Below are 25,260 nucleotides of genomic sequence, written 5' to 3' on the forward strand. Positions count from 1 at the left end.
TGGTACGATGCCCGATTACGACCGGGCACCGTATGACATTATGCTTAAACCTAAGGTGTAAAAGTGGCTACCCCTAGCTCATTTTCTCGACGTGTTTTCGCCATCATTTGCGTTGGTGAAATCACGGTGCGAAGATCCATCTCTTGTTCAGTGCGAACGAGTTCACCACGCAGTGAGTTGGCAAACACATCGACAATTTTCACATCGACAAATTGGCCAATCAGATCGGCGGAGCCTTCAAAGTTAACGACACGGTTATTTTCGGTACGGGCGCGAAGCTCCATGAGATTTTTCTTAGATGGGCCTTCGACTAATACGCGTTGTTCTGTACCTAACATCAAACGTGAGTAACGCATCGCTTGTGCGTTGATCGTTTGTTGCAGTTCATATAAACGCTCTTTTTTGGCGTCTTCTGATAAATCACATGGGTAATCAGCGGCTGGCGTACCCGGGCGAGGGGAGAAGATAAAGCTGAAGCTCATATCAAAATCAACGTCTTTAATCAGCTTCATTGTATCTTGAAAGTCTTTATCTGTTTCACCGGGGAAACCGACAATAAAATCAGAACTGATTTGGATCTCTTGGCGTGCCTTACGCAGTTTGCGAATAATCGATTTGTACTCAATCGCGGTGTGTGGGCGCTTCATCATGGTTAAGATTCGATCTGACCCACTTTGTACCGGAAGATGCAGGAAACTCACCAGTTCAGGTGTGTCTTCATAAACGGCAATGATATCGTCGGTAAATTCAAGTGGATGGCTGGTGGTGAATCGAATGCGATCAATGCCATCAATGGAGGCGACTAAGCGCAGCAGATTGGCAAATGAACAGATTTCACCATCGTGCATAGGGCCACGGTATGCGTTAACATTTTGCCCCAAAAGATTGACTTCGCGCACACCTTGCGCTGCGAGTTGCGCGATTTCATACAACACATCATCCATCGGGCGACTGACTTCTTCACCACGAGTGTAAGGTACTACGCAGTAAGTGCAGTATTTTGAACACCCTTCCATAATAGAGACGAATGCGGTTGCGCCGTCTGCTTTTGGTTCTGGTAAACGGTCGAATTTTTCAATCTCTGGGAACGAAATGTCCATGACTGGCGCATCGTTGGTTTGCGATTGTTTTATCATTTCTGGCAAGCGGTGTAGGGTTTGCGGGCCAAAAATAACATCAACAAAGGGAGCGCGTTCACGAATGTGATCACCTTCTTGGGTTGCAACACAGCCGCCAACGCCAATCACGACGCCTGGTTTTTTATCTTTCAATGTTTTCCAGCGACCTAGCTGATGAAAGACTTTCTCTTGTGCTTTTTCACGGATCGAACAGGTGTTAAGTAATAATACATCTGCTTCCTCTGGCTCTTCCGTTAGCTCGTAGCCGTTTGCAGCGTTAAGCAGGTCGGCCATTTTTGATGAATCGTATTCGTTCATCTGGCAGCCCCAGGTTTTAATTAGCAGTTTCTTACTCATCTCACTTTCGCTCGTCTTATTGGTCTAAATTGGTTGAACTAATGCTCAAATTGTAGCCGCCATCTCGGCGGTAAGCCGCGTATTGTACTGCTTTAAAAAGTCACTGACTAGTCATCCAATAAAATCTCTCACATGTTCCGTCATATCTAGATTTTTACCATAGAAAGTGCAGGGTTTTTGTGTAAAAAAATTCGCAAAAAAGAGCTGAAAACGTACAATGAAAATCGACTCAAAACTCAGACGATTAAGTATAAACAATGAACAATTTTGACGTGGTGGTGATTGGCGGTGGCATGGTTGGGGCGGCAGTGGCTATAGGCTTTGCTAAGCAAGGTCGCACGGTTGCTCTGGTTGAGGGTATAGAGCCTGAAGCGTTTACAATAGACCAAGCAATGGATCTGCGCGTATCAGCCATTTCGCAAACTTCGGTTCAGTTACTTACTGACTTAGGTGCATGGAATGAAATTGCACAAATGCGTGTTTGCCCTTATCGCCGCCTAGAAACCTGGGAGCACCCAGAGTGCCGTACTCGTTTTCATAGCGATGCACTCGGCCTCCCTCCGCTGGGGTATATGGTCGAAAATCGTCTTATTCAGATCGGATTGTGGGGGCAATTTGCGCACTATCCGAATTTGCAGGTTTTTTGTCCTGATAAGCTCAAACACATTGTGTTTGGCCAACAAAATAGCGTGCTTTTAGAGTCAGGCGCAACTCTTACTGCAACTTGGGTGATTGGTGCGGATGGTGCAAATTCTCTTGTGCGGCAACTGGCTGGAATTGGTATTACCGCGTGGGATTATCGACACCATTGCATGTTGATCAATGTCGAAACTCATCAACCTCAGCAAGATATTACTTGGCAGCAATTTTTTCCATCCGGCCCGCGCTCGTTTCTTCCTTTGCCGGGTAATCAAGCTTCTTTGGTATGGTATGACTCACCAAAACGAATTCGCCAATTGTGTGCGATGAACAAGCAGCAGTTAAAGGAGCAAGTATTGGCCTCTTTTCCTGAGGAGCTGGGTGATATTCATGTATTGCAGTGGGGAGCTTTTCCACTCACTCGCCGCCATGCACAGACGTATGCGAAACGGCAATGTGTTTTGGTTGGCGATTCAGCACACACGATTAATCCTCTGGCTGGACAAGGGGTTAATTTAGGGTTTAAAGATGTAAAAGCGTTATTAGCTGTGACACAAAATCAAGAAGCTTTAACACAAGCGCAATTGCGGAGTTATGAAACAAGCAGAAGGCCGGATAACTTAGTGATGCAATCAGGAATGGATCTGTTTTATAAAACGTTCAGCAACGAGATTTTGCCAGCAAAGTTGGTACGCAACGCGGTATTGAAGTTGGCCGAACATTCAGGCCCAGTGAAGGAAAAACTGTTAAAATACGCGTTAGGTTTGTAGTGCGATTTGAGCTGTTTTTATAGAAAAAAACGCTGCGAATCAGCAGCGTTTTTTTAAGTAATAAAAAGTCTAACGAATTACTTAGTTACACGTAGAACCGGTGTTTCACCAACAACAACGGTGCCAGAAAGCTTGTTCAGCTCTTTGATTTCGTCCATGTTAGAGATAACAACAGGTGTTAGTGTTGATTTTGCTTTCTCTTCAAGAAGCGCTAGGTCGAATTCGATAACAGTATCGCCTGCTTTAACCGCTTGGCCTTCTTGAGCGATACGAGTAAAACCTTCGCCTTTTAGCTCAACTGTGTCGATACCAAAGTGAACGAATAACTCAACACCGTCATCAGACTCGATTGAAAACGCATGGTTAGTTTCGAAAATCTTACCGATAGTGCCGTTAACTGGAGCTACCATTTTGTTGCCTGATGGTTTGATCGCAATACCATCACCAACAATTTTCTCAGCGAAAACAACATCTGGCACATCTTCGATATTGACGATTTCACCAGAAAGAGGGGCAATAATTTCAATCGCACCTGCATCTGAACTGTCGTCAGATACTAGCTTCTTAAGTTTATCAAACAGACCCATTGTGTCATGCTCCTAACGTTTAATTTTATTCTGTCAAATTATAGTATACCAATCGCCAACAATAGACGACCTATTTTTAGTCGTCTATCTCATTGGTATTAGCGAATTATTGCGTTTTCTTTGCGATGAATTTTTCCACACAAGCTTCGATTTCAGCTGCGGTTGGGAAAGAGAGTGCTTCTTCTGCCATCGCTTTAACTTCGGCGAAGTTTGAGTTACGGATCACTTTCTTCACTTTAGGGATAGAGATACCACTCATAGAGAATTCATCTAGCCCCATACCAAGTAGAAGTAGCGTCGCACGTTCATCACCCGCTAACTCGCCACACATACCCGTCCATTTACCTTCAGCGTGTGAAGCGTCAATCACTTGCTTAATCACGGTTAAAACTGCTGGAGAAAGTGGGTTATACAGGTGTGAAATCATTTCGTTACCACGGTCAACCGCAAGAGTGTATTGGGTCAAATCATTGGTACCAATAGAGAAGAATGACACTTCTTTTGCTAAGTGGTGTGCAATAGCGGCTGCCGCAGGTGTTTCAACCATAACACCAATTTCGATATTTTCATCGAACGCTAATCCTTCCGTGCGAAGTTCTGCTTTGTATTCTTCAATGGCGTTTTTAAGCTCACGAATTTCTTCTACAGAGATGATCATCGGGAACATGATACGCAGTTTACCATGCGCAGATGCACGCAGAATGCCACGAAGCTGATCACGTAAGATATCACGACGGTCTAAGCTGATGCGAATCGCGCGCCAGCCTAAGAATGGGTTCATTTCTTTTGGCAGATCCATGTACGGGAGATCTTTATCACCACCGATGTCCATGGTACGGATAATTACCGCTTCACCACTCATCGCTTCGGCAACCTCTTTATAAGCTTGGTATTGCTCATCTTCAGTTGGTAGCGCACTGCGGTCCATGAATAAGAACTCAGTACGATATAAACCGACGCCTTCACCACCATTGCGTAAAATACCATCGCAGTCTTTTACTGTGCCGATGTTACCGCATACTTCAACTTGGTGACCATCAAGTGTGATAGCAGGTAGGTCTTTTAGTTTTGTGAGCTCTTCTTTTTCTGCGGCAAAATCATCACGAATTTTTTTCGCTTCTTCAAGCTGTGCTTCTGAAGGATTAATGATAATTTTGTTGTTCATGGCATCAAGAACAAGCATGTCGCCATTCTTTACTTTCTTAGTGATGTCGTTAGTACCAACAATCGCTGGAAGCTCCAGAGAGCGGGCCATGATTGAAGTATGAGATGTACGGCCACCGATATCACAAGCAAAACCCAGCACGTAATCAAGATTGATTTGTGCAGTTTCAGAAGGCGTTAAATCGTAAGCAACAAGAATCACCCGTTCGTTAATATCACTCAGTGAAACGATATTAATGCCGAGTGCATTTTTAACAAAGCGCGTACCGATATCGCGGATGTCTGTCGCACGTTCTTTTAGATACTCATCATCGAGAGATTCCAGAGCTGCAGCCTGCTCTTCGATAACGGTATAGATCGCGTTGTCTGCATGCATTTTGTCATTTTTGATGAGTGCTAAAATTTCTTCTTCTAGCTCTTCATCTTCAAGCAACATGATATGGCCTTCAAAGATGGCTTCTTTTTCTTCACCAAATGTTTCAAGTGCTTTTTGTTTGATCACTTCTAGCTGAGCAGAAGATTTGTTACGAGCTTCATAAAAACACTGAACTTCTGCTTCTACTTGATCATCTGAAATAGAGTGAGTATTTAGGACAATTTCATCTTCTTGAAGTAGCAGTGCTTTACCAAAAGCAATGCCTGGAGATGCTAGGATGCCTGAAATCATAGCGTTACCTTAAATTGGTCAACTGTAAACGGAAAAATATGGGCTATTGTACTAACGGTAATTAGTAGCTCAAAATGTAGACTATTTCCAACAAAGCCATTTTGTTTTCACAAAATGGCTTTGAAATAGTGGACCGGATTAATGTAGTTGGTCCATGAGAGCAACTAGGTGATCTACTGCTTGCTGTGCTTGCGGACCTTCAGCAGAAATAGTCACAACGGTACCTTTTACTAGGCCAAGAGTTTGAAGTTTGAATAGGCTCTTAGCACTTGCGCTTTTGCCGTTAGAAGTCACAGTGATGTCCGCGTCGAATACTTTTGCTTCTTTAACGAACTGCGCAGCAGGACGAGTGTGAAGGCCGTTTTCTGCAGTGATTTCTACTTGCTTCTCGTACATGTTATATACCCCAATTGATTTATTTTTGTTAGTTTCTTAACCAGAATAGCTTAACCGCTAAACGACCATTCTGCTAGCAGAGTAATGCCGTTTTAGTGTCATAGCTGATACTGATTTAAAGTTCATAATCGCGATTTCAATCTATGTTGTCATTCGCCATTATAGTTAATACGTTTCTGACTTCTTTATTTTGAAGCTTAAAATAAAACGAGGTGATATTACCAAAGGTGAGGCAAGGATCAACAAAAAAGCCCCTGCATGGGGCTTTTTTAAACGAAAATTTGATTTAACCACCTATTACTGTTGGTTCTCTTTCTCGGTAAATAGGTCAGAAAATAACGCTGTGCTCAGATAACGCTCACCTGAGCTTGGTAGTACAGCTACAATTGTTTTCCCTTCAAATTCAGGTAGTTCTGCTAATCTATTCGCGGCTACAATCGCTGCGCCTGATGAAATTCCAGCCAAGATTCCTTCCTCTTCCATGAGGCGTCTTGCCATTTTAATCGCTTCTTCTGATGTGACGGCTTCTACACGATCAATGAGGGATAAATCGAGGTTGCCAGGAATAAATCCCGCTCCTATACCTTGGATTTTGTGTGGTGCAGGCTTAATTTCATCCCCAGCAAGTGCTTGAGCAATGACTGGCGACTCCGCAGGTTCGACGGCAACCGAGATGATAGCCTTGCCTTTTTGGCCCTTAATGTAGCGGCTTGTTCCCGTTAAAGTACCACCGGTTCCGACGCCTGCAACGAACACGTCAATCTCACCATCCGTTGCGTCCCAGATTTCGGGCCCTGTGGTTTTTTCGTGGATTTGTGGGTTGGCTGGGTTATTGAACTGCTGCAGCAACAAGTATTTTTCAGGGTTGCTAGCAACAATTTCTTCTGCTTTAGCAATTGCGCCTTTCATGCCTTTCGCCGCTTCGGTGAGTTCAAGGTTGGCTCCTAAAGCTTTAAGCAGTTTACGGCGCTCTAAACTCATCGATTCAGGCATTGTCAGAGTCAGTTTATAACCGCGCGCTGCCGCCACAAAGGCGAGAGCAACTCCCGTATTACCACTGGTTGGTTCTACGAGTTCAATGCCAGATTTCAGTGTGCCAGCTTTTTCTGCTTCCCAAATCATGTTGGCACCGATACGGCACTTCACGCTAAAGCTTGGGTTGCGCGCTTCAATTTTCGCTAGCACCTTGCCTTTGCTAACCTTATTTAAGCGAACTAGAGGAGTGTTACCAATAGTCAGGGTGTTGTCTTCGTAGATTTTGCTCATTGCGATATTCCTTTATTACACACGTTATGCGTGTCTGGCTGTGTGATAAGACACGTGAGTGGATACAGATGCAGAATAGGTGTTAACCTTAAAACGTAAAAGGATTAAAAAGTTATAACTTATAGAGGGATATGCAGATTAAATTTCCTTGCCATCACTACTGCAGTTTGTTCTTAAATTCACCAACCCACATGGCTGTTGCACCGCATACAGCAACCGGCATGACGATTAAGTTAATAATAGGTATGGTGGTGAAAATCGACACTAAAACACCAAAGCCATACGCCTTGGTCTGTTTTTGTTTCAAATTGTGTCTCATCTGGTTAAAGCTCACTTTGTGGTTGTCAAATGGGTAGTCACAGTATTGGATGGCTAACATCCATGCAGTGAAAATGAACCACAGCAAAGGGCCTAAGGTTTGTCCTAAGGCAGGAATTAGGAGCAATAAGAACAAACCGATTGCTTTGGGTAAGGTATAGATTAATTTTCGCCACTCTCTTGCGAGGATACGTGGGATGTCTTTGACCATAGACCAGATGCCATCGCTGTTGATTGGAGCGCCAATTAATCTTTCTTCCACTTTTTCTGCGAGCAGCCCATTAAATGGTGCAGCGACGAAGTTAGCCAGCGTACTAAAGAAATAGGAGAAGGTGGCTAAGATAGTGATCGCGAGCAATGGCCATAAAACGTAGCTTAGCCAAGATAAAAAATCAGGGATTTGTCCAATCAACTGTTCTATCCATGTATTGAGATGATTGAATAGGTAAAAAAGGGCACTGCCGACGAGAATGACGTTGATGAGTAACGGTAGAATAACAAAGCGTCGAATGCCGGGGGTGAGCGCTAACTCTAGGCCAAAAAAGAAGTATCCAAAACCTGAACGTTGCTTAAATGTCATATCGTTATCCATGTGAATATCTGTTAATCAATGCTAAAAAGCTATTCTACTCAACCTGCTGAAGAAGAAAAGCGTGCTGAAAATCACATCATGTATTGAACTTATCACATTAAGTTGTTCTAAATCGGTACAAACTTTTGGTAAAGTACCCCAATAAGCTGATATAACCCACGTTGGTGACACGTTCAATTCAAGCTGGTAAAGCTGAGAATAACCATGCATCGAAAAACTGAGAGTGAAACATGCAGGAATTGCGATTCGTACTCATAATTGTTGGCGCACTAGCGATAGCGGCGCTGCTATTTCATGGTCTTTGGACCAGTAAGAAAGAAGGGAAGTCCAAGTTTGAGGATAAGCCCCTTGGTAAAATTGATGTTGACCACGACGATACCCAACCTGTAGCCCAGCGTTCATTTGCTCCGGAAGATGATTTCGAAATTATTCGCAAAGTACGTAAAGAGCCTGATTTCAGTGAAGCGGTTGACCCTCTCATTGACGGTTATTCACCAAGCTTTGAACCTGAAAATGTGCTTGATGAACTCGATGATGTGCCCTCAATAGCGATGAAAACCGAATCCTCAAGCCTCAGTGAGCAAGATGATGTCATTGCTGACGATAATCAAAAATCCGACGTTCAAGAAGCCGAAATGCAAGTGATTGTGCTGAATGTGCATTGTGCGGGAAATGATCCCTTTGTCGGCACCAAGCTTTTTGACAGTATGCAGCAAAACGGTCTTCTTTATGGTGAGATGGATATTTTCCACCGGCATGCCGATCTGTCAGGTACAGGGAAAGTGCTGTTTAGTGTTGCCAACATGATGCAACCCGGTACATTGGCACATCATGATCCTGCGGAGTTTACTACTCGCGGTATCTCATTCTTCATGACACTGCCTTGCTACGGCGAGCCCGATCAAAATTTCAAATTAATGCTTAAAACTGCCCAACAAATTGCCGATGATTTAGGTGGCAATGTACTGGATGATGCGCGTAATTTAATGACGCCTGATCGATTGGCAGCCTATCGGCGCCAAATTCAAGAATTTAAAAACGCACGCAACGCGTAGACGCGTAGAATAAACATCGACCATTAAGGGCTCCTCGTCGGAGCCTTTTTTCATGATCCGAGAGAATTATGATGCAAACAATAGAACACAAATTAAGCCAACTTCGTGAGACGCTCCATTATCATGCTGTGCGCTATTATGTAGAAGATAACCCTGAAATTCCTGACGCTGAGTATGATCGTTTGATGCGTGAGCTGCTTGAGTTGGAATTGCAGTATCCGGAGTTAGTCACAGCGGATTCACCCAGCTTGCGTGTTGGAGGTAAGCCTTTAGAGGGTTTTGCTCAGGTGACTCATGAAATTCCAATGCTCTCTTTAGATAATGTGTTTGATGAGAAAGAGCTTGATGCCTTTCACAAGCGGATGCAAGACCGGATACCGAGTGCCCATTTTAACGCTTTTTGCTGCGAACCTAAGCTTGATGGTTTAGCCGTGAGTTTGCTTTACGAAAATGGTGTGTTAGTACAAGCCGCCACGCGTGGGGATGGCGCGGTTGGTGAAAATATTACGGAAAACGTGCGAACGATCAGTGCTATTCCACTGAAGTTACAGGGAAAAGGGTGGCCCGTTCGTTTAGAAGTTCGTGGTGAAGTGTTCATGCCTAAAGCCGGTTTTGAGCGATTGAACCAACAAGCACTCAAAAAAGGTGAAAAAACCTTTGTTAACCCAAGAAATGCGGCCGCAGGGAGCTTGAGACAGCTCGACTCAAAAATCACAGCTCAAAGGCCGTTGAATTTTTATGCTTACAGTGTTGGTGTGATTGAAGGCGCTGAGTTAGCAAGCAGTCATTATCAGCGCTTTTTGCAGTTAAAAGGGTGGGGGCTGCCGATGTGCCCTGAAACACGTCTAGTCTCTTCAATGGATGAAGTGAAAGAGTACTACCAAAGTATCTTAACTCGTCGCGCCCAACTCGCGTATGAGATTGATGGCGTGGTGATTAAAGTTGATGATATTGAACTGCAACAAAAGCTCGGTTTTGTCGCGCGGGCACCTCGCTGGGCGATTGCTTATAAATTTCCTGCCCAAGAAGAAATAACGCTCCTGAACGATGTTGAATTTCAAGTGGGCCGTACCGGGGCTATTACACCTGTTGCGAAGTTAGAATCTGTATTTGTGGGGGGAGTCACCGTCAGCAATGCGACATTACACAACGCTGATGAAATTGAGCGCCTAGGCGTGAAAATTGGTGATAGCGTTATTATTCGTCGAGCAGGCGACGTTATCCCACAGATTGTTTCGGTGCTGTTAGACAGGCGCTCTGATTCAGTGGTCGATATTGTTTTCCCGCAGTACTGCCCGGTGTGCAACTCTGACATTGAGCGTGTTGAAGGTGAAGCTGTCGCCCGTTGTACAGGGGGGTTAGTGTGTCAAGCTCAGCGCAAAGAAGCATTAAAGCACTTTGTCTCTCGCAAAGCGTTAGACGTGGATGGTTTAGGCGAAAAAGTGATTGAGCAGCTTGTTGATAAAGAGATGGTGAGCACGCCTGCAGATCTCTTTCGCCTAAAAGCAGGGCAGCTAACGGTGTTAGAGCGAATGGGGCCAAAATCGGCACAAAATATCGTTAATGCACTGAATGCCGCCAAAATGACCACGTTACCCCGTTTTTTATATTCATTGGGCATACGTGAAGTCGGGGAAGCGACGGCAGCTAATCTTGCGCTCCATTTCGGGTCATTAGACAAAATTCGTCAAGCGACCCATGAAGAATTACTTGAAGTTCAAGATGTTGGGGTTATCGTTGCGAGTCATATCACATCTTTTTTTGAGCAAGATAAAAACCAACGGGTGATTAATGAATTGATCGAACTCGGTATCCAGTGGCCTAATATCGAAAAGCCGAGTCAAGATGCGATTCTCCCTTTACTTGGTAAAGTGGTGGTTTTGACGGGGAGCTTGTCGAAACTCTCTAGAAGTGATGCGAAAGCGGCGCTACAAGAGCTCGGTGCAAAAGTAACGGGAAGCGTCTCTAAAAACACCGATATACTATTTGCCGGAGAAGCAGCCGGTTCAAAATTAGTAAAAGCGCAAGAACTAGGGATCGAAATTCGCAGCGAACAAGATTTGCTTGAGTTAATGAAAAGCTAATTTTTTAAGCATCCCTTCCTTCATAAAGCCTCAAAATTAATTTTGAGGCTTTATTTTTATCTCAAACCGCCACATTAAAATGTCCAGTAATTAGAAAAAAAGCCTTCATTTGCTTAGATGCCAATCAAGCAGAACGTTACTCTCTTTCAATTTATTATTGCGATGCACTTCAAGCTATTAGTGTGACATCTATTTGTATCATTTTGAAAGTTAATAAGTTTTTTATTTTTATATTTTGTTTTATGACTTATTAGACCTTGATCACTTACTTGGTCAAAGTTTGCCGTAGCTCATATTTTTTTAGATAAAAATTAAGTTCTCATTGATGTTTTCTGTTGCGAAGTTAGTCTAGTGAGCATGGATACACGATGTGTATGCAGGAAAAGAGAAAATCAGAAAATTAATGACTAATTTAGGTTTTCAACATAGGAAATGATTTCTCCCTTCGGCGGCCAACTTAAGGGGGAAATAAAAAACAGCTATATCTATTTTTAGGAGTTTTTCCATGGACAAAATGTTTAAACGTACTCTTCTGGGTGCTACCGTCGCAACAATGCTTTCAGGTGCAGCATTTAGCGTTTCAGCAGCAGAATCTGCGAATTATGAAGTTTATGGTGTAATCGCACTGCAAGCTGCATACCGTGATTATGATACAGGTACTAAAGCGGGTGATGATAACCTAGGTGGTACTCAGTTCAATAATGAATCTCGTATTGGTTTCCGCGGTGAGAAAGATTTTAAAAATATTGATTCAACCTTCATTTGGCAAATCGAAGCGGGTTATGTTGATCCATCATTCTCAGATCCTGGTTCACAGTGGGGCACACGTGATACTTTCGTTGGTTTTAAGCATGATAGCTACGGAAAAGTCCGCTTAGGCCGCGTATTGTCACCACTTTATGAATTGGTCGATTGGCCTGCTTCTAACCCAGGTTTGGGTGATGTGTACGATTGGGGCGGTGCTATTGGTGGTAGAAAACACCAAGATCGCGCTTCAAACACAATCCGTTGGGATACTCCAACTTTCGCTGATAGCTTGTCACTGAATTTAGCGTATGGTGTTGCAGGAAAAGATGGCGCGCAAAAAGGCGAAGGTAATGATAGCTGGGTTGGTGCAGCTGCGCACTATAAGCTGTCAGTTTTCCAATTTGATTTAGCGTATGAAGGCAACTTTGATGTAGCGTCAGAAGGCACCAAGTGGGATAACGATGCTTACTTATTCGGTGTACAAGCTTGGTTTGATAATGGGTTATCTTTCTATGCTCAATACAAAATGATGGAAGCTAAGCCAACAACGGGTAGCAAAGAAGAGCAAAATGCTTACTCTGCTGGTGTTGCATATACCACTGGAGATTGGCAGTTCAAGTTAGGTTATGCGATGAACGACGAACTAGAAGTCGGTGGCAAAACCTTAAAAGGTTCGGATGATGATGTGCTATCTGTACAGGCATTGTATTTCGTTGATCCATCAGCAGTGTTTTACGCTCGTGCTCGTACTTTAGATTTCGGTACTAGCTATAAAAACGGTGATAATGATGCTCGTTGGAAGTCAGCTGATTATGATGAATTCTCAATTGGTGTAGAATACTACTTCTAATCTACTCGGTTAAAAGTACAGTCTAAGGCGAGCGATAGCTCGCCTTTTATTTGGAGGTAAGAATGAACAAACTTATAATTAGCGCGCTGTTAGGAATGGTCGTTGCGGTGAATGCCTATGCTGATGTAATGGTGAGTATAGACCGTAACCTCCAAATTTTAGCGGTTAACGGCGTTGAGCCTGATTTATCATTTGGGCATACCGCGCAGCTAAAGCTACCCAATGGCACCAATCAACTGTTGGTGCGTGTTGAAAAAGTAATTCAATACAGTGGTAATCAAAATAAATATAAATCACCGGCAATGGTGGTGAAGTTTAACCAAGAGAACAGTCAAGTGTTGGTAAAACCCGCCGCGATAGTTAAAGATGAAACAACGGCCAAAGTATTTGATAACAACCCTGCTGTGGTGTTGACCAATTTAGCTAATCAGCCTGTCGAATTTGAACAAGATGTTTTAGTTACACAAGGCTTTTCGCTGATCCGAAATTATGAGAAAGAGCTTTATCGCTATAATTCACAAGCAAAAGTGGCCTCAGTCAGCGAACTTAATCAGGTCGGGTTTAATCAAAAACGCAGCGCCGCCGAGCCTGTGTTAGCGGTGACGACTCAAACCCCTGAACCAATGACCGCCGCTGAGCAGGTAGCTCCCATAGCATCAACTAGTAGTCCAACCTCGTTAACCATGGTGCAATATCTGTATAGCGAAGCCACTCGCGCTGAACAACAACAATTTGCTAACTGGGCGTTTGCCAACCGCGCGGCGGTCGATAAGCCTTTGGTTAGCGAGCATAATCTGGTGACCATGATGGCTTATTGGTACGAAAAAGCAGATAAGTCTGAAAAATCTCAAATTCTTGGATGGCTATTAAACCAAGAGTAATCCACTTGCTTTTTAATGGCATAGGAGGCATGGTTAAACCATGCCTTTTAAGTATTACACTTACTATGAATATTAGCCAAGTTTCTCAGTTAACAGCACTTACCGCTAAATCCATTCGTCTTTATGAAGAGAAGGGGCTGATATCGCCGCCCCTTCGTTCAGAGAATGGTTACCGTCATTATCAACAAGCGCATATTGATGATCTTTTACTTATTGCGCGATGCAAGCGCGTTGGTTTTAGTTTAGAGGAATGTAAGTCCTTACTCGCTCTTGCCAACGATCCGTCCCGGACCAGTTTTGCAGTCAAAGAGAAAGCGCAAGAGAAGTTGAAACAAGTATCACAGAAGCTGGCAGAGCTTTCATTGATTAAGTTGCAACTAGAAGAGTGGATTACCGAATGTCCAGGCGACGGCGGTAGTGAATGCCCAATCATCGATAATTTGAAGGGGCAGTGTTGCCATAGCGACTTGAGCAAGTCAGTGTGACAATGAGCTCTTTAGCTAATGAGCTATCGAAGCACACACTACAATTTGGTTGCCTATAAGTGAAAAAACCAAAAGCAATGTATCACTTTTGGTTTTTATGTACTTTCTTACTGATGTTTACTCAATGAGGCTAGCTCTCTTTAGGCTCAACAATCAACACAATTCCTTCGACATTTACGACTTTAACCACAACATCGGCTTCTAGGTTTTGCTGGCATTTTGCTGTCCACGTCGTATCGCCGAGCTGTAATCGAAAAGTTTCCCTTTCTTGAACGCTCTCTTTAAGACGAGCTGTTTGTCCGATCAGCTGTTTCTGTTTCTGGTTCAGATCACGAGTCTCGTCACCATCATGGTCTGATTTAAATTGTTTACGCCACCATAACCAAGTCGTGACGAGTGATAAACTTGCAAAAGCCATCCACTGCAGTTGCCAACTGATGGGGAGCATCGCAAAGATAAGGCCAACGATGAGTGCGGAAATACCTAACCAAAGAAAATACCCAGCAGTTCCAAGCAGTTCCAATGCAACAAGCACTAAGCCTAATGCGAGCCAGTGCCAATAATTCATTTGTTGTATTAGCTCTATCACGTTGGGCCTACTTATCTTGTGAGGATTTTAGGTTGAACATTTCAGCAATGCCAGCAACCGAACCCATCAACCCAGTAGCTTCTAATGGCAGCATAATGATTTTGCTGTTCTCTGCTTGACCAATGGCTTTAAGTGCTTCGGTATATCCTTGAGCGATAAAGTAGTTAACCGCTTGCATGTCACCTTGCGCAATCGCATTTGAAACCATCTCTGTCGCTTTAGCTTCCGCTTCGGCAGCGCGTTCACGTGCTTCTGCTTGAAGAATAGCCGCCTGCTTTTCACCTTCAGCTTTAAGTATTTCAGACTGCTTTTGGCCTTCGGCGCGTAAAATTTGTGCTTGACGTACGCCTTCGGCTTCTAACACTTCAGCACGTTTATTTCTCTCCGCTTTCATTTGCGCATTCATCGCTGCGGTTAAATCCGCTGGTGGTTGCACATCTTTAATTTCGATACGAGTGACTTTTACACCCCAAGGGTTAGTCGCCTGATCGACTATCGATAACAATTTAGTGTTGATCATGTCACGCTGGCTGAGCATTTCATCCAGTTCCATCGAGCCCAGTACGGTACGCATATTGGTTAGAGTTAAGTTGCGAATGGCGTGTTGTAGTTCGCTAACTTCATAGGCGGCTTTCGCAGCATCAATCACTTGCACGAAGCAAACCGCGTCGATAACAACATTGGCGTTATCTTTGGATATCACTTCTTGTGCTGGGATATCAAGAACCTGTTCCATCATATTGATTTTTTGTCCGACGCGATCAATGAATGGAATAATGATATTTAAACCGGGGCGTAGGGTGTGTGTGTAACGTCCAAAACGCTCTACTGTCCAATTGCTCCCTTGTGAAACGGTTTTCACTGCAGAAAAGATAAATGAAATAACGACGAATACAAATACGCCAACGGCGACGAGTGAATCAATAGCCATAACGGTTCCTTTTAAGTATTAAATAATCCTAATGTTGATGTTCCTTTCTCTATTGAAACGGCCGCTGTGTTAGCTAAGTTCGTTCACCCCAATCATAGAGCTTATTGTGCTCATGGGGATGAACTCACTTGCCGACTGCCGGTATATCCAAGTCATTTGGATATAGGAGCGATTCTCATCAACGTTTGAGCTTTGCTATTGATCATTCTCTATCAGTTATCGATATGGAACAAATGAAATAATGAGATTTGATACTGGTTTTTTAACAATCAAAGCAGAACTTTCCCACTTTAATTACTTGATATTATTAATATAATAGTGAATACAGCTTTCTGCGATAGAGATTTGCCACACTATTTCCTTGTCCAAGCGCACTTAATATGTCCATAAACACTTTTTTGAGCCCGCCATCGAGGCAATTGAGGTCGCTTTGTAAAAATGACCATAACAGCTCGAGAGCTTCTTCATTACGGTTAACTTGATGATATTGAAGCGCTAACTCACTTGCTATGTGAGCGTTGTTTGGCTCAGCGGAAAAAATCTCTTCTAATGCTTGAATCTCTGGGCTGTCAGCGGCTTGCTTGTGCAGCTCCAGTTTGGCGATTAAGCCTTTGTAGTAACCATCTTGATACTCTAGTGGGATGCGTTCCAGTTCTGTTTCTGCCGCTTCATACTGCTGAGTTTCCAGAAACACATCAGCGAGGGCCAGTTTGACCTCTGCTTTTGCTTTCATATCGTCAGGTAGACTTAGTAGCAAAGGTAGTGCTTGCGAATGTTGTGTTTGCTCTATCAGTGTTAAGGCTTGCTGTAGCGCAATTTCATCGTGGCTTGGCAAATGTTTGCTTAACATTGCATTCACCGTTTCTATGGTCTGAGCACCTGCTAAACCGTCGACCGCTTGACCATTAATAAATAGAGCGATTGTTGGCAGGGTTTGAACACCAAATTGCGCTGCCACTTGCTGTTCTTGCTGGCAGTTGAGAAGAGCCAATGTGAATGCGCCACTGTGCTGTTGCGCTACGCTTTGTAATTCAGGAATGAGTTGTACGCTCTCTTGATTCATGGGTGCCCAAAAATAAAAGAGAATAGGAGCCTCAACTGAGCGTTCGAACACCTCTCGAAAGTTGTGCTGATTGACCTCAACGATGTAAGGTGATTGCATGATATTTTCCTTGCGATAATCAAGTTTATAGTCTTAGAAATAGGGGTAAAAATTGGAATATCAAGGGCAAATGAAAAACGCTACCGTTAAAGTAGCGTTTTTTATCTCTCAAAGAGAGGGCAAGCAAAGGTGTTTATAATATTAAGAATAGTGTCAGCGCAACACCGACACTGAGCCAATTTAATTGGTGTAATGTCATATTCGTCGTACCACATGTAACGCTTGATGTTGGATTAACTGGGATACCCAGAGTTGTATAATGTCACATGAATGTTACGAATTAATGACAATCAGGTTGGTTGCGCTGCTTTGTACAGCCATTGGTCTAGCTATCGATAGGTATCACTTTTGTCATTATCGTATACCTTGCTATTCACAAAAAATATAGGCCAGTTTTGGTTAAGCACGATGTTGTAATATATTTTTCAACGCAGGTTCTAGGTGTGAAAACTGGAAGTGAAATCCTAGCTCGGTTAGCTTTTTAGGTTTTGCTCTAATACTGTCAAACAGTAAAACAGCCGCTTCACCCATTGCAAGGTTTAGAACCCATTTGGGAGTGAATAGTATGTGTGGTCGACGTAATGTTTTCGCCAATAGCTGGCTAAAATGCTTATTAGGTACGGGATGTGGAGCACAGAGGTTAAAAGCACCTTGCGCATGCGGCGTGTCTAATAAATAGGCTATCGCACGTGCCATATCTAATAAGTGGATCCATGGCATATACTGTTCACCCTTACCAAGAGGGCCGCCCAAGCCTAAACGGTAAGGTGGCAGCATTTTCTTTAAAGCACCACCATCGCTAGCGAGCACGATCCCGGTACGCAATAGACACACCCGAGTTTTTTCTGATTGCGCTTGGAGTGCGATGCGCTCCCATTTTTCGCAAACGTGATGAGGAAAACTTTGTTGGTGCACATGTAGTGTTTCATCAAACGGATGAGACTGCTGGTCACCATAATAGCCGACGGCCGAGCCACTGATGAAAACGGAGGGTGGTTCAGTACTGGCATGGATGAGTTCAACTAACCGCTCTGTTATTTCCCATCGGCTAGCACAAATGGTCGCTTTTTGCTGTTTGCTCCAGCGTTTGTCGGCGATCGGTTCTCCTGCAAGATTGATAATGGCGTCAAATTGATTCGCGTCTTTTAAACTCGCTAGGGAAGTCAGGTAGGTGATACTACCTTTGTCTACATGGGCGAGCTGCTGCTTAGCTCGCTCTATATCGCGTGTGAGGAGGTAGATATTGTGCGTGAAAATCTGTTTCATCAGCTCTTTACCGATAAAGCCAGTCCCTCCCGTTAATAGTATTTTCATGTTTCTACCTCATTGGTTTGTGCGATATCACCTAAATGGTGGTGATGAGAACGATAGCCATCTTAGTTAAGTGACGATGCTTGTTTGTCATCTAATCTAATATAGGAAACTTATTCAGCATACGTGAATTGTTCGTGGTGATAAATGACAATGTTTATCCATAACTAAAGATGACGAAGTGTGCTGAAATTCGTACAATCTGTAGTTCCAAAATACGGAGATAAAAGTATGAAGTTGTTTTTTGCTTCGGATTTACATGGTTCACTGCCTGCTACTGAAAAAGTGCTCAGTTTATTTGAACAGTCAGGTGCAGACACTTTAGTACTGCTAGGAGACCTTTTAAATCATGGTCCGCGTAATCCTATCCCTGATGGGTATAATCCGACCGCAGTTGCGGAGTGCTTGAATCGATGGGCGCCGCATATTGTGGCGGTCAGAGGTAATTGTGATAGCGAAGTGGACCAAATGCTGCTCGACTTTCCGATGATGATGGATTTTTGTTGGGTAGTTTTGGAGTCAGGAACTCGCTTTTTCTTAACGCATGGCCATCAATATAATGCTCAAAATAGGCCACCATTAAAAAAAGGTGATGTATTGATCCATGGCCACTCGCACATCCCCATGGCGCAAAGTCAAGATGATGTCATTATTGTCAACCCAGGGTCCGCGACCTTTCCACGCAATGAATTTCCCCCAAGCTACGCGATTTATACGGATGGATTATTTCAAGTTATGGGGCTAGGGGGGCAACGACTGGCGCAATATCGTTTAATCGTTTAGCGACTAGTTCTTAAACCGTTCGCTATCTGATTTACCTGTTGTCTGAATGACCCAGATCTCGCTCTGGGTCAATGATATCTCTGACTCGTTGCTTAAGAACCTTTGCTTCAGGGAAACCACCCTCATGTTTACGTTCCCAAATCCGTTGTCCATTGCACATGATTTCAAATCGTCCTCCCGTATCAGGGTAGAGACGCACAGATTCAATTTCTTCACTAAAAGTATGCAGTAACTCTTGGCTTAGCCAAGTGGCCCGAAGCATCCAATTACACTGGCGGCAATAGTAGATCTCAATATTGGCTTTTTCCATGATATCCCTTTTAGGCTGAAATAGATCAATGCACAGTAAAGGACCTTGTAGCCCTTTATTTGACGTCGTTGATGAGTGATATTTAATTGATAAATAGCACGGTTGAGCCATGACTCAAGCTCGTGAGCAATAATGTTTTTTCATTGACGACATCAATACGTCGGTTTTGTTGAGCATCCATTTTAAAAAACTGAGTGATAAGATCCAGTTGCTCAGGAGTAAAGTCTTTACTTTGACTCGAGCTAATGTCTTTAAACTCGGTAGGTGATATCAATAAATAACTATCACTGATATCCCAGGTACCTTTTTCTGAGATATTAATGAAGCTTTCACCTTCACCACCCACGGCGAATAACTTCACATTTGACATTCGGATATAAGTGCCATTGGGTAAATATTTTACATTTGAAGTGACATCAACACGACGGATTGGCCCAACAGAATCATTCTGTTGACTGCGTTTTACTACAGTGACCATTTTTGATTGCCACTCTTGCGCCGCTAGGATCTGCTCGATTTTTAAATCGCTGCCCCAGTATAACCAACTACTGAATAGTGCCGAGACGACTAAGATAACAGCTGCTATTTTTTGATTAATCTGCATACTGAAGCCCCCTATTTACACACGTTGGTTAAGTCATCTTGATTGGCTAAAATTCGCAAAGTGACATTTTCACCTGAGAATTCAGAGCTATGGATGTAATTTAGTACGAGCTGATTATTTTGCCCACCAGTAGCAATGACCTGCTTAGGAGCAAGCTCTCCAGTATGTGATTCATTGTATTTTTTAACGCATTTTTCAATCGAAGGTAGCCAGTTGGTAAGGTCTGGATGATTGAGCGGTGTATTCACCGCAATGTTATTATAGACAGCAATCTGCTTAAATTTAGATTGTGCTGGGCTTGTCAATAATAGTGACAAAATAGGTAAAAAAAGCGCTAAGACCAACATTATCTTACCTTGTAGCGTTAATTTTTCGCCCTCAATTTTTATTTTAGCTAGTGGAGCTGTTGCGGCTGTTTGAGCCATCGCTTCATCGGATAGTGAATTAGGCTCTGGTTGAATTTCTTTAATTGACTCACTTGCACTGGACAATCCCTCTTCAACATCGATAGTTGTATTTTTTTGTGAGTAAGGGGTTGCTCGAGTTACAGAGGCAATCATCTGATAACCTCGTTTCGGCACTGTTTTGACAAATTCTGGTGATTTAGTCTGATCTTTCAACATCTTTCTAAGTGTTGAGATCGCTTGAGTTAGGCTTGAATCATCGACTTCAAAACCTTGCTCACGCCAAACAAATTCATGCAATTCATGACGTGTAATCACCTCATTTGGACGTTCACATAGCAGAAGTAGAATTCTGCTTTCATTACTACCAAGGCGAACAATGTCCTGTTCATTTTCTAGATCAAGCAAAGAGTTACTATTGGGATCAAACGTGAATCGGTTAGCAAGGATAAATTTTGTGCCTATGTTACTCATGATAATCTTCTTATTGTTGGCATGTTTAACCGTCCATCAACCTAGCCTGCTTGGGTAAGCAATTGATGAAACATTATGCTGGTTTTTATTTTTTTTGATAAAAATTATGGCAAGCATAATCAAAATAAATAAAAAAAACAGTGTTTTTATGATTATTGACCTTGAATTTACAATTGCCAGCCTCATCTTACTAGCAAATCATCCTTGGTTGCACACTCAGTGTGTGAATGAAAATAACTCAGATGTTATGGAGCTAGTATGAGCGAAACGGCTACTACCAATAAAGAAACTCGTGGTTTTCAATCTGAAGTCAAACAGTTACTTCATCTTATGATTCACTCTCTTTATTCCAATAAAGAGATCTTCCTTCGCGAATTAATTTCAAATGCCTCTGATGCTGCGGATAAACTTCGTTTTCAAGCGTTGTCTAATGCCGATTTATATCAAGGTGATGCCAACTTAGGCGTTAAATTATCGTTTGATACCCAAGCGAATACGCTGACCATTTCAGATAACGGTATTGGTATGAGCCGCGAAGATGTCATTGAACATCTAGGTACGATTGCAAAATCCGGCACAGCGGAGTTTTTCTCTAAACTATCCCAAGATCAATCTAAAGACTCTCAGCTTATCGGTCAGTTTGGGGTGGGTTTTTACTCGGCCTTCATCGTCGCTGATGCGGTCACTGTAAGAACTCGCGCTGCGGGTTTACCTGCTAACGAAGCGGTTCAATGGTATTCACAAGGTGAAGGTGAATATACAGTAGAAAGCATTAATAAAGAGTCTCGTGGAACCGATATCATTTTGCACATGCGAGAGGAAGGCAAAGAGTTCCTTTCTGAATGGCGTCTGCGTGATGTGATTTCTAAATATTCAGACCACATTGGAATTCCAGTTTCTATCCAAACCAAGGTTCGTGATGACGAAGGTAATGAGACTGAAGAGATCCAATGGGAACAAATCAATAAAGCACAGGCGTTGTGGACGCGTTCTAAGTCAGAAATCAGTGATGAAGAGTATCAAGAGTTCTATAAACACGTTTCCCATGATTATGCTGACCCACTGGTGTGGAGCCATAACCGTGTAGAAGGTAAAAACGATTATACCAGCTTACTTTATATTCCAGCGAAAGCACCTTGGGATATGATGAATCGTGATCATAAATCAGGCTTGAAACTTTATGTTCAGCGTGTATTTATCATGGATGATGCTGCGCAATTTATGCCGTCCTACTTGCGCTTTGTACGTGGTTTAATCGACTCAAACGATTTACCGCTTAATGTTTCACGTGAGATTTTACAAGATAACAAGGTGACTCAATCATTGCGTAATGCTTGTACCAAGCGTGTATTGACCATGCTTGAACGCATGGCGAGCAATGATGCTGATAAATATCAAACCTTCTGGAAAGAGTTTGGTTTGGTACTCAAAGAGGGGCCTGCAGAAGATTTTGCTAATAAAGAGAAGATCGCTAGCCTATTGCGCTTCGCCTCGACCGATGTTGACTCAGCAGAGCAAACGGTTAGTTTAGCGGCTTATGTTGAACGGATGAAAGAGGGGCAGGATAAAATCTACTACCTCACCGCCGATAGCTATGCAGCGGCCAAAAATAGCCCGCACCTAGAGCAGTTTAAAGCCAAAGGTATCGAAGTTATTTTAATGTTTGATCGCATTGATGAGTGGTTGATGAACTACCTCACTGAGTTTGATGGAAAAATGTTCCAATCCATCACCAAAGCAGGGCTAGATCTGAGCCAGTTCGAAGATGAAGCAGAAAAAGAGAAGCATAAAGAGACTGAAGAAGAGTTTAAATCGGTGGTTGAACGTACTCAGCAGTACCTTGGCGATCGTGTCAAAGAGGTCCGAACGACCTTTAAACTGGCAAGTACTCCAGCGGTTGTGGTGACCGACGATTATGAGATGGGTACGCAGATGGCAAAATTGCTTGCTGCGGCTGGTCAAGCGGTACCAGAGGTGAAGTATATTTTGGAACTTAACCCTGAACACGCGTTAGTGAAACGTATGGCTGATGAAGCGGATGAGCAAGCATTTGGGCGCTGGGTTGAAGTTTTACTAGGTCAAGCGACACTTGCTGAGCGTGGTTCGATGGAAGATCCGTCACAATTCCTGACCGCAATTAATCAGCTTTTGACTAAGGTTGAATAGCTAACTGGCTGACAAAAAGCTCGCAACTGCGAGCTTTTTGCTTTGAGTTGTGGCTATCTTCTGAGAACAAGCGGTATTTTAGGTAAACTTACAGCAAAGTGCTGGGTCAGATTACATTCTTTCGTCTTAATCTGGTTAGCGGCTTGAATTTGTATGTTAGAATGCACTGTTTGAATACGATTGGTAAGCTGCGTATGTCGCTCGCCGAATGATTATTCACTCGTTTCATTACCGTTATACCGAAACTTACCGTTGGCTTTAAGTCTCATCTGGCAGTGAGCTTCGGTATAAATCATAATTTTCTAAAGAGGATTAAACATGCGCATCATTCTTCTAGGTGCTCCAGGTGCAGGTAAAGGCACTCAGGCTCAATTCATCATGGAGAAATACGGTATTCCACAAATCTCTACTGGTGATATGCTACGTGCTGCGATTAAAGCCGGCACTGAGCTTGGTAAACAAGCGAAGTCAGTCATCGATGCAGGTCAACTCGTTTCTGATGAAATCATCCTAGGTTTAATTAAAGAGCGCATTGCTCAAGCTGATTGTGAAAAAGGCTTTTTACTTGATGGTTTCCCTCGCACAATTCCCCAAGCTGACGGTTTAAAAGCAATGGGGATCAATATCGATTATGTGATTGAATTTGATGTCGCTGATGACGTGATTGTTGAGCGTATGGCTGGACGTCGAGCTCACTTGGCTTCTGGTCGTACCTACCACGCCATTTACAACCCGCCCAAAGTGGAAGGTAAAGATGACGTGACTGGTGAAGATCTCGTCGTTCGTGATGACGATAAAGAAGAGACCGTTCGTGCTCGTTTAGGTGTTTACCACGAGCAAACAGCGCCACTGATCACTTACTACGGTAAAGAAGCACAAATGGGTAATACGAAATACCTAAAATTTGATGGCACTAAGCCAGTTGCTCAAGTTAGCGCTGATATTGAGAAAGCATTAGCATAATTGGCTCAGTATAGGCTTGTTAACTTTGTTATAGTGAAAGCGACCTAAACTAAAGGTCGCTTTTTTTATGAACTTTCCTACCGCAAATTCGTACTCAATAATTAACAATGAAATGGATGAATGGAAGTAATGCAAAATAATCAAAAACAGGGTGTGCTATTGGTTAACTTGGGAACGCCGAGTGAACCGACGGCATCGGCAGTAAAACGATTTTTAAGCCAATTCTTACATGACCAGCGTGTGGTTGATATGAGTCGTTGGATCTGGTGTCCATTATTACATGGTGTGATTCTTCCGCTGCGAGCCCCCAAGGTTGCTAAGTTATATCAATCTGTCTGGATGGAAGAAGGTTCCCCTTTGATGGTGTACTCTAAACGCCAAGTGCAAGCGTTAGAACAGTATCTCGGTACACCAGTGGAACTTGGTATGACCTATGGCTCACCAAGCCTTTTAGAGGGTATCAACGCATTATTAGATCGTGGCGTTGAAGAGATTGTGGTGCTGCCTCTGTACCCACAATATTCTGGTACTACTACGGCTGCCGTATTTGATGGCCTTGCCAAAGCGATGAAACGTATCCCTGTGACGCCCAATTTACGTTTTATTCGTGATTATCATAATCACCCTGCTTATATACGATCTTTGGCGAGTAAAGTCCGTGACTCTTGGCAACGTAATGGGCAGGGGGAGTATCTACTTTGTTCTTACCATGGTATCCCTAAGCGTTATGCAGATAATGGTGATATCTACCCACAGCACTGCCAAAAAACCACAGAACTTTTGGCGCAAGAACTTGGTTTGAATTCTGATCAAATAGGTATGACCTATCAGTCTATTTTCGGACGTGAGGAGTGGTTACAGCCTTACACGGATAAAACATTAGAAGCTTTGCCAAGCCGTGGTATTAAGAAATTAGATATTATTACTCCGGCCTTCTCGGTAGATTGTTTAGAAACTCTAGAAGAGATAGCTGAGCAAGGTAAAGAAACCTTTATGCATGCTGGTGGTGAGGCGTTTACTTACATTGAATGCCTAAATGATTCGGCAATACATATAGAAATGATGGCTTCACTGATAAAGCGATGCTGAGTTGAATTTGTTTCAAGTGCAAAAACGGTCACTATATGTGACCGTTTCTTATCATTATTCCCGAACTCACCCAAAAGCGCGGGATAGATTTGATACTAGACTAACTGAGTTTGTTGCTCTTCAACTTCTTCAGCGTAGCTTGTGGTTCTTTCTGCACCGTGCATCCAACGAACGAGTGTGTTAGAGCACAACAGTAAAATGACGCCGCCAATGGTTGCTGTTACTGCAATACCACTGAAGATAGCCATCGCACCAAGCTCTCCCACATGAGAACCTACATGGCCTGCTACATAATTCGCGATTGCGTTACAACCGAACCATGCTCCCATCATTAATGAAGCAAGACGTAGTGGAGCTAGTTTAGTGACAAGCGATAGACCGATTGGCGATAGGCACAGTTCACCCAAGGTATGAAAGAAGAAAGCACCAACAAGCCATAGCATTGACGTTTTTACGGTAGTGTCACCACCTTGCTCCATAACCGCACCAACCATACAT

General features: G+C 43.2%; 24 protein-coding genes. 10 read left to right on the forward strand and 14 right to left on the reverse strand.

Going from position 1 to position 25,260, the window contains the following annotated elements; genetic code table 11:
* Nucleotides 1–50 precede the first annotated feature (50 nt).
* Entirely contained in the window at nucleotides 51–1,475 is a 1,425-nt protein-coding gene (gene miaB / locus VOR_RS0101210; RefSeq protein WP_010317356.1) for a tRNA (N6-isopentenyl adenosine(37)-C2)-methylthiotransferase MiaB, read from the reverse strand.
* A 257-nt stretch (nucleotides 1,476–1,732) separates the two neighbouring features.
* On the opposite strand from miaB, the gene VOR_RS0101215 reads away from it, so the two are divergent.
* Entirely contained in the window at nucleotides 1,733–2,884 is a 1,152-nt protein-coding gene (locus tag VOR_RS0101215; protein WP_010317357.1) for a 2-octaprenyl-3-methyl-6-methoxy-1,4-benzoquinol hydroxylase, read from the forward strand.
* Between the two features lie 77 nt (nucleotides 2,885–2,961).
* Here VOR_RS0101215 and crr read toward each other — a convergent pair whose 3' ends face one another.
* The 5 genes from crr to cysZ form a co-directional block, all read right to left on the reverse strand.
* The gene (crr, locus tag VOR_RS0101220) at nucleotides 2,962–3,471 is read right to left on the reverse strand and encodes a PTS glucose transporter subunit IIA (RefSeq protein WP_010317358.1); all 510 of its coding nucleotides are present in this window, start codon (nucleotides 3,469–3,471) and stop codon (nucleotides 2,962–2,964) included.
* A 106-nt stretch (nucleotides 3,472–3,577) separates the two neighbouring features.
* The gene (gene ptsI, locus VOR_RS0101225) at nucleotides 3,578–5,302 is read right to left on the reverse strand and encodes a phosphoenolpyruvate-protein phosphotransferase PtsI (protein WP_010317359.1); all 1,725 of its coding nucleotides are present in this window, start codon (nucleotides 5,300–5,302) and stop codon (nucleotides 3,578–3,580) included.
* A gap of 138 nt (nucleotides 5,303–5,440) precedes the next feature.
* The gene (locus VOR_RS0101230) at nucleotides 5,441–5,698 is read right to left on the reverse strand and encodes an HPr family phosphocarrier protein (protein WP_010317360.1); all 258 of its coding nucleotides are present in this window, start codon (nucleotides 5,696–5,698) and stop codon (nucleotides 5,441–5,443) included.
* A gap of 297 nt (nucleotides 5,699–5,995) precedes the next feature.
* Entirely contained in the window at nucleotides 5,996–6,964 is a 969-nt protein-coding gene (cysK, locus tag VOR_RS0101235) for a cysteine synthase A (RefSeq protein WP_010317362.1), read from the reverse strand.
* A gap of 157 nt (nucleotides 6,965–7,121) precedes the next feature.
* Nucleotides 7,122–7,874 (reverse strand): sulfate transporter CysZ, encoded by a 753-nt coding sequence (gene cysZ / locus VOR_RS0101240; RefSeq protein WP_029626789.1) that lies wholly within the window; start codon nucleotides 7,872–7,874, stop codon nucleotides 7,122–7,124.
* 230 nt (nucleotides 7,875–8,104) lie between these two features.
* Between cysZ and zipA the strand changes: the two genes are divergently transcribed.
* The 5 genes from zipA to cueR all read left to right on the forward strand — a co-directional run bounded on the left by zipA (nucleotide 8,105) and on the right by cueR (nucleotide 13,976).
* Nucleotides 8,105–8,929, forward strand: coding sequence for a cell division protein ZipA (gene zipA, locus VOR_RS0101245; RefSeq protein ID WP_010317365.1), 825 nt, complete (start codon nucleotides 8,105–8,107; stop codon nucleotides 8,927–8,929).
* A 68-nt stretch (nucleotides 8,930–8,997) separates the two neighbouring features.
* Entirely contained in the window at nucleotides 8,998–11,013 is a 2,016-nt protein-coding gene (ligA, locus tag VOR_RS0101250; RefSeq protein WP_029626790.1) for an NAD-dependent DNA ligase LigA, read from the forward strand.
* Nucleotides 11,014–11,518: 505 nt separating this feature from the next.
* Entirely contained in the window at nucleotides 11,519–12,610 is a 1,092-nt protein-coding gene (locus VOR_RS0101255; protein ID WP_010317370.1) for a porin, read from the forward strand.
* 62 nt (nucleotides 12,611–12,672) lie between these two features.
* The gene (locus tag VOR_RS0101260) at nucleotides 12,673–13,491 is read left to right on the forward strand and encodes a YccT family protein (protein ID WP_010317372.1); all 819 of its coding nucleotides are present in this window, start codon (nucleotides 12,673–12,675) and stop codon (nucleotides 13,489–13,491) included.
* Nucleotides 13,492–13,556: 65 nt separating this feature from the next.
* The gene (gene cueR / locus VOR_RS0101265) at nucleotides 13,557–13,976 is read left to right on the forward strand and encodes a Cu(I)-responsive transcriptional regulator (protein ID WP_029626793.1); all 420 of its coding nucleotides are present in this window, start codon (nucleotides 13,557–13,559) and stop codon (nucleotides 13,974–13,976) included.
* Between the two features lie 130 nt (nucleotides 13,977–14,106).
* Here cueR and VOR_RS0101270 read toward each other — a convergent pair whose 3' ends face one another.
* From VOR_RS0101270 to VOR_RS0101285, 4 genes are all read right to left on the reverse strand, one after another.
* Nucleotides 14,107–14,565 carry an NfeD family protein gene (locus tag VOR_RS0101270; protein ID WP_029626795.1) on the reverse strand — a complete coding sequence of 153 codons (459 nt, stop codon included), beginning with the start codon at nucleotides 14,563–14,565 and terminating at the stop codon, nucleotides 14,107–14,109.
* Nucleotides 14,566–14,572: 7 nt separating this feature from the next.
* Entirely contained in the window at nucleotides 14,573–15,496 is a 924-nt protein-coding gene (locus VOR_RS0101275) for an SPFH domain-containing protein (protein WP_010317377.1), read from the reverse strand.
* A 307-nt stretch (nucleotides 15,497–15,803) separates the two neighbouring features.
* A complete protein-coding gene (locus VOR_RS0101280) occupies nucleotides 15,804–16,658 on the reverse strand; it encodes a thioredoxin family protein (protein WP_010317380.1) in 855 nt (284 codons plus the stop codon).
* A 399-nt stretch (nucleotides 16,659–17,057) separates the two neighbouring features.
* Nucleotides 17,058–17,972, reverse strand: coding sequence for a TIGR01777 family oxidoreductase (locus VOR_RS0101285; protein ID WP_010317382.1), 915 nt, complete (start codon nucleotides 17,970–17,972; stop codon nucleotides 17,058–17,060).
* Between the two features lie 228 nt (nucleotides 17,973–18,200).
* On the opposite strand from VOR_RS0101285, the gene yfcE reads away from it, so the two are divergent.
* Complete coding sequence (yfcE, locus tag VOR_RS0101290; RefSeq protein ID WP_010317384.1) at nucleotides 18,201–18,752, forward strand: phosphodiesterase; 552 nt, start codon at nucleotides 18,201–18,203, stop codon at nucleotides 18,750–18,752.
* Between the two features lie 31 nt (nucleotides 18,753–18,783).
* On the opposite strand, the gene VOR_RS0101295 is transcribed toward yfcE, so the two are convergent.
* The 3 genes from VOR_RS0101295 to VOR_RS0101305 all read right to left on the reverse strand — a co-directional run bounded on the left by VOR_RS0101295 (nucleotide 18,784) and on the right by VOR_RS0101305 (nucleotide 20,544).
* The gene (locus VOR_RS0101295; protein ID WP_010317386.1) at nucleotides 18,784–19,062 is read right to left on the reverse strand and encodes an Rdx family protein; all 279 of its coding nucleotides are present in this window, start codon (nucleotides 19,060–19,062) and stop codon (nucleotides 18,784–18,786) included.
* A gap of 82 nt (nucleotides 19,063–19,144) precedes the next feature.
* Entirely contained in the window at nucleotides 19,145–19,660 is a 516-nt protein-coding gene (locus VOR_RS0101300; protein ID WP_029626796.1) for a regulatory protein ToxS, read from the reverse strand.
* A 17-nt stretch (nucleotides 19,661–19,677) separates the two neighbouring features.
* Nucleotides 19,678–20,544, reverse strand: coding sequence for a winged helix-turn-helix domain-containing protein (locus VOR_RS0101305; RefSeq protein WP_010317389.1), 867 nt, complete (start codon nucleotides 20,542–20,544; stop codon nucleotides 19,678–19,680).
* 258 nt (nucleotides 20,545–20,802) lie between these two features.
* Here VOR_RS0101305 and htpG point away from each other — a divergent pair, with 258 nt between their 5' ends.
* From htpG to hemH, 3 genes are all read left to right on the forward strand, one after another.
* Nucleotides 20,803–22,710, forward strand: coding sequence for a molecular chaperone HtpG (gene htpG, locus VOR_RS0101315; protein WP_010317391.1), 1,908 nt, complete (start codon nucleotides 20,803–20,805; stop codon nucleotides 22,708–22,710).
* A gap of 318 nt (nucleotides 22,711–23,028) precedes the next feature.
* Complete coding sequence (gene adk, locus VOR_RS0101320) at nucleotides 23,029–23,673, forward strand: adenylate kinase (protein ID WP_010317393.1); 645 nt, start codon at nucleotides 23,029–23,031, stop codon at nucleotides 23,671–23,673.
* Nucleotides 23,674–23,793: 120 nt separating this feature from the next.
* A complete protein-coding gene (gene hemH, locus VOR_RS0101325; protein WP_010317395.1) occupies nucleotides 23,794–24,762 on the forward strand; it encodes a ferrochelatase in 969 nt (322 codons plus the stop codon).
* 95 nt (nucleotides 24,763–24,857) lie between these two features.
* On the opposite strand, the gene VOR_RS0101330 is transcribed toward hemH, so the two are convergent.
* On the reverse strand, nucleotides 24,858–25,260 hold a 403-nt coding region (locus tag VOR_RS0101330; RefSeq protein ID WP_010317397.1), incomplete at its 5' end, for a POT-type proton-dependent oligopeptide transporter.

This window comes from Vibrio ordalii ATCC 33509 (genome assembly GCA_000257205.1).
Classification (GTDB): domain Bacteria; phylum Pseudomonadota; class Gammaproteobacteria; order Enterobacterales; family Vibrionaceae; genus Vibrio; species Vibrio ordalii.

Excerpts from the sequence above, each read along its gene's own strand:
- crr (WP_010317358.1), bottom strand. The coding sequence starts at position 3,471 with ATGGGTCTGTTTGATAAACTTAAGAAGCTAGTATCTGACGACAGTTCA.
- VOR_RS0101230 (WP_010317360.1), bottom strand. The coding sequence starts at position 5,698 with ATGTACGAGAAGCAAGTAGAAATCACTGCAGAAAACGGCCTTCACACT.
- zipA (WP_010317365.1), top strand. The coding sequence starts at position 8,105 with ATGCAGGAATTGCGATTCGTACTCATAATTGTTGGCGCACTAGCGATA.
- VOR_RS0101260 (WP_010317372.1), top strand. The coding sequence starts at position 12,673 with ATGAACAAACTTATAATTAGCGCGCTGTTAGGAATGGTCGTTGCGGTG.
- cueR (WP_029626793.1), top strand. The coding sequence starts at position 13,557 with ATGAATATTAGCCAAGTTTCTCAGTTAACAGCACTTACCGCTAAATCC.
- ptsI (WP_010317359.1), bottom strand. The coding sequence starts at position 5,302 with ATGATTTCAGGCATCCTAGCATCTCCAGGCATTGCTTTTGGTAAAGCA.
- VOR_RS0101305 (WP_010317389.1), bottom strand. The coding sequence starts at position 20,544 with ATGAGTAACATAGGCACAAAATTTATCCTTGCTAACCGATTCACGTTT.
- adk (WP_010317393.1), top strand. The coding sequence starts at position 23,029 with ATGCGCATCATTCTTCTAGGTGCTCCAGGTGCAGGTAAAGGCACTCAG.
- miaB (WP_010317356.1), bottom strand. The coding sequence starts at position 1,475 with ATGAGTAAGAAACTGCTAATTAAAACCTGGGGCTGCCAGATGAACGAA.
- hemH (WP_010317395.1), top strand. The coding sequence starts at position 23,794 with ATGGAAGTAATGCAAAATAATCAAAAACAGGGTGTGCTATTGGTTAAC.
- VOR_RS0101285 (WP_010317382.1), bottom strand. The coding sequence starts at position 17,972 with ATGAAAATACTATTAACGGGAGGGACTGGCTTTATCGGTAAAGAGCTG.
- ligA (WP_029626790.1), top strand. The coding sequence starts at position 8,998 with ATGATGCAAACAATAGAACACAAATTAAGCCAACTTCGTGAGACGCTC.
- VOR_RS0101280 (WP_010317380.1), bottom strand. The coding sequence starts at position 16,658 with ATGCAATCACCTTACATCGTTGAGGTCAATCAGCACAACTTTCGAGAG.
- cysZ (WP_029626789.1), bottom strand. The coding sequence starts at position 7,874 with ATGGATAACGATATGACATTTAAGCAACGTTCAGGTTTTGGATACTTC.
- yfcE (WP_010317384.1), top strand. The coding sequence starts at position 18,201 with ATGAAGTTGTTTTTTGCTTCGGATTTACATGGTTCACTGCCTGCTACT.
- VOR_RS0101255 (WP_010317370.1), top strand. The coding sequence starts at position 11,519 with ATGGACAAAATGTTTAAACGTACTCTTCTGGGTGCTACCGTCGCAACA.
- VOR_RS0101275 (WP_010317377.1), bottom strand. The coding sequence starts at position 15,496 with ATGGCTATTGATTCACTCGTCGCCGTTGGCGTATTTGTATTCGTCGTT.
- htpG (WP_010317391.1), top strand. The coding sequence starts at position 20,803 with ATGAGCGAAACGGCTACTACCAATAAAGAAACTCGTGGTTTTCAATCT.
- VOR_RS0101215 (WP_010317357.1), top strand. The coding sequence starts at position 1,733 with ATGAACAATTTTGACGTGGTGGTGATTGGCGGTGGCATGGTTGGGGCG.
- cysK (WP_010317362.1), bottom strand. The coding sequence starts at position 6,964 with ATGAGCAAAATCTACGAAGACAACACCCTGACTATTGGTAACACTCCT.
- VOR_RS0101295 (WP_010317386.1), bottom strand. The coding sequence starts at position 19,062 with ATGGAAAAAGCCAATATTGAGATCTACTATTGCCGCCAGTGTAATTGG.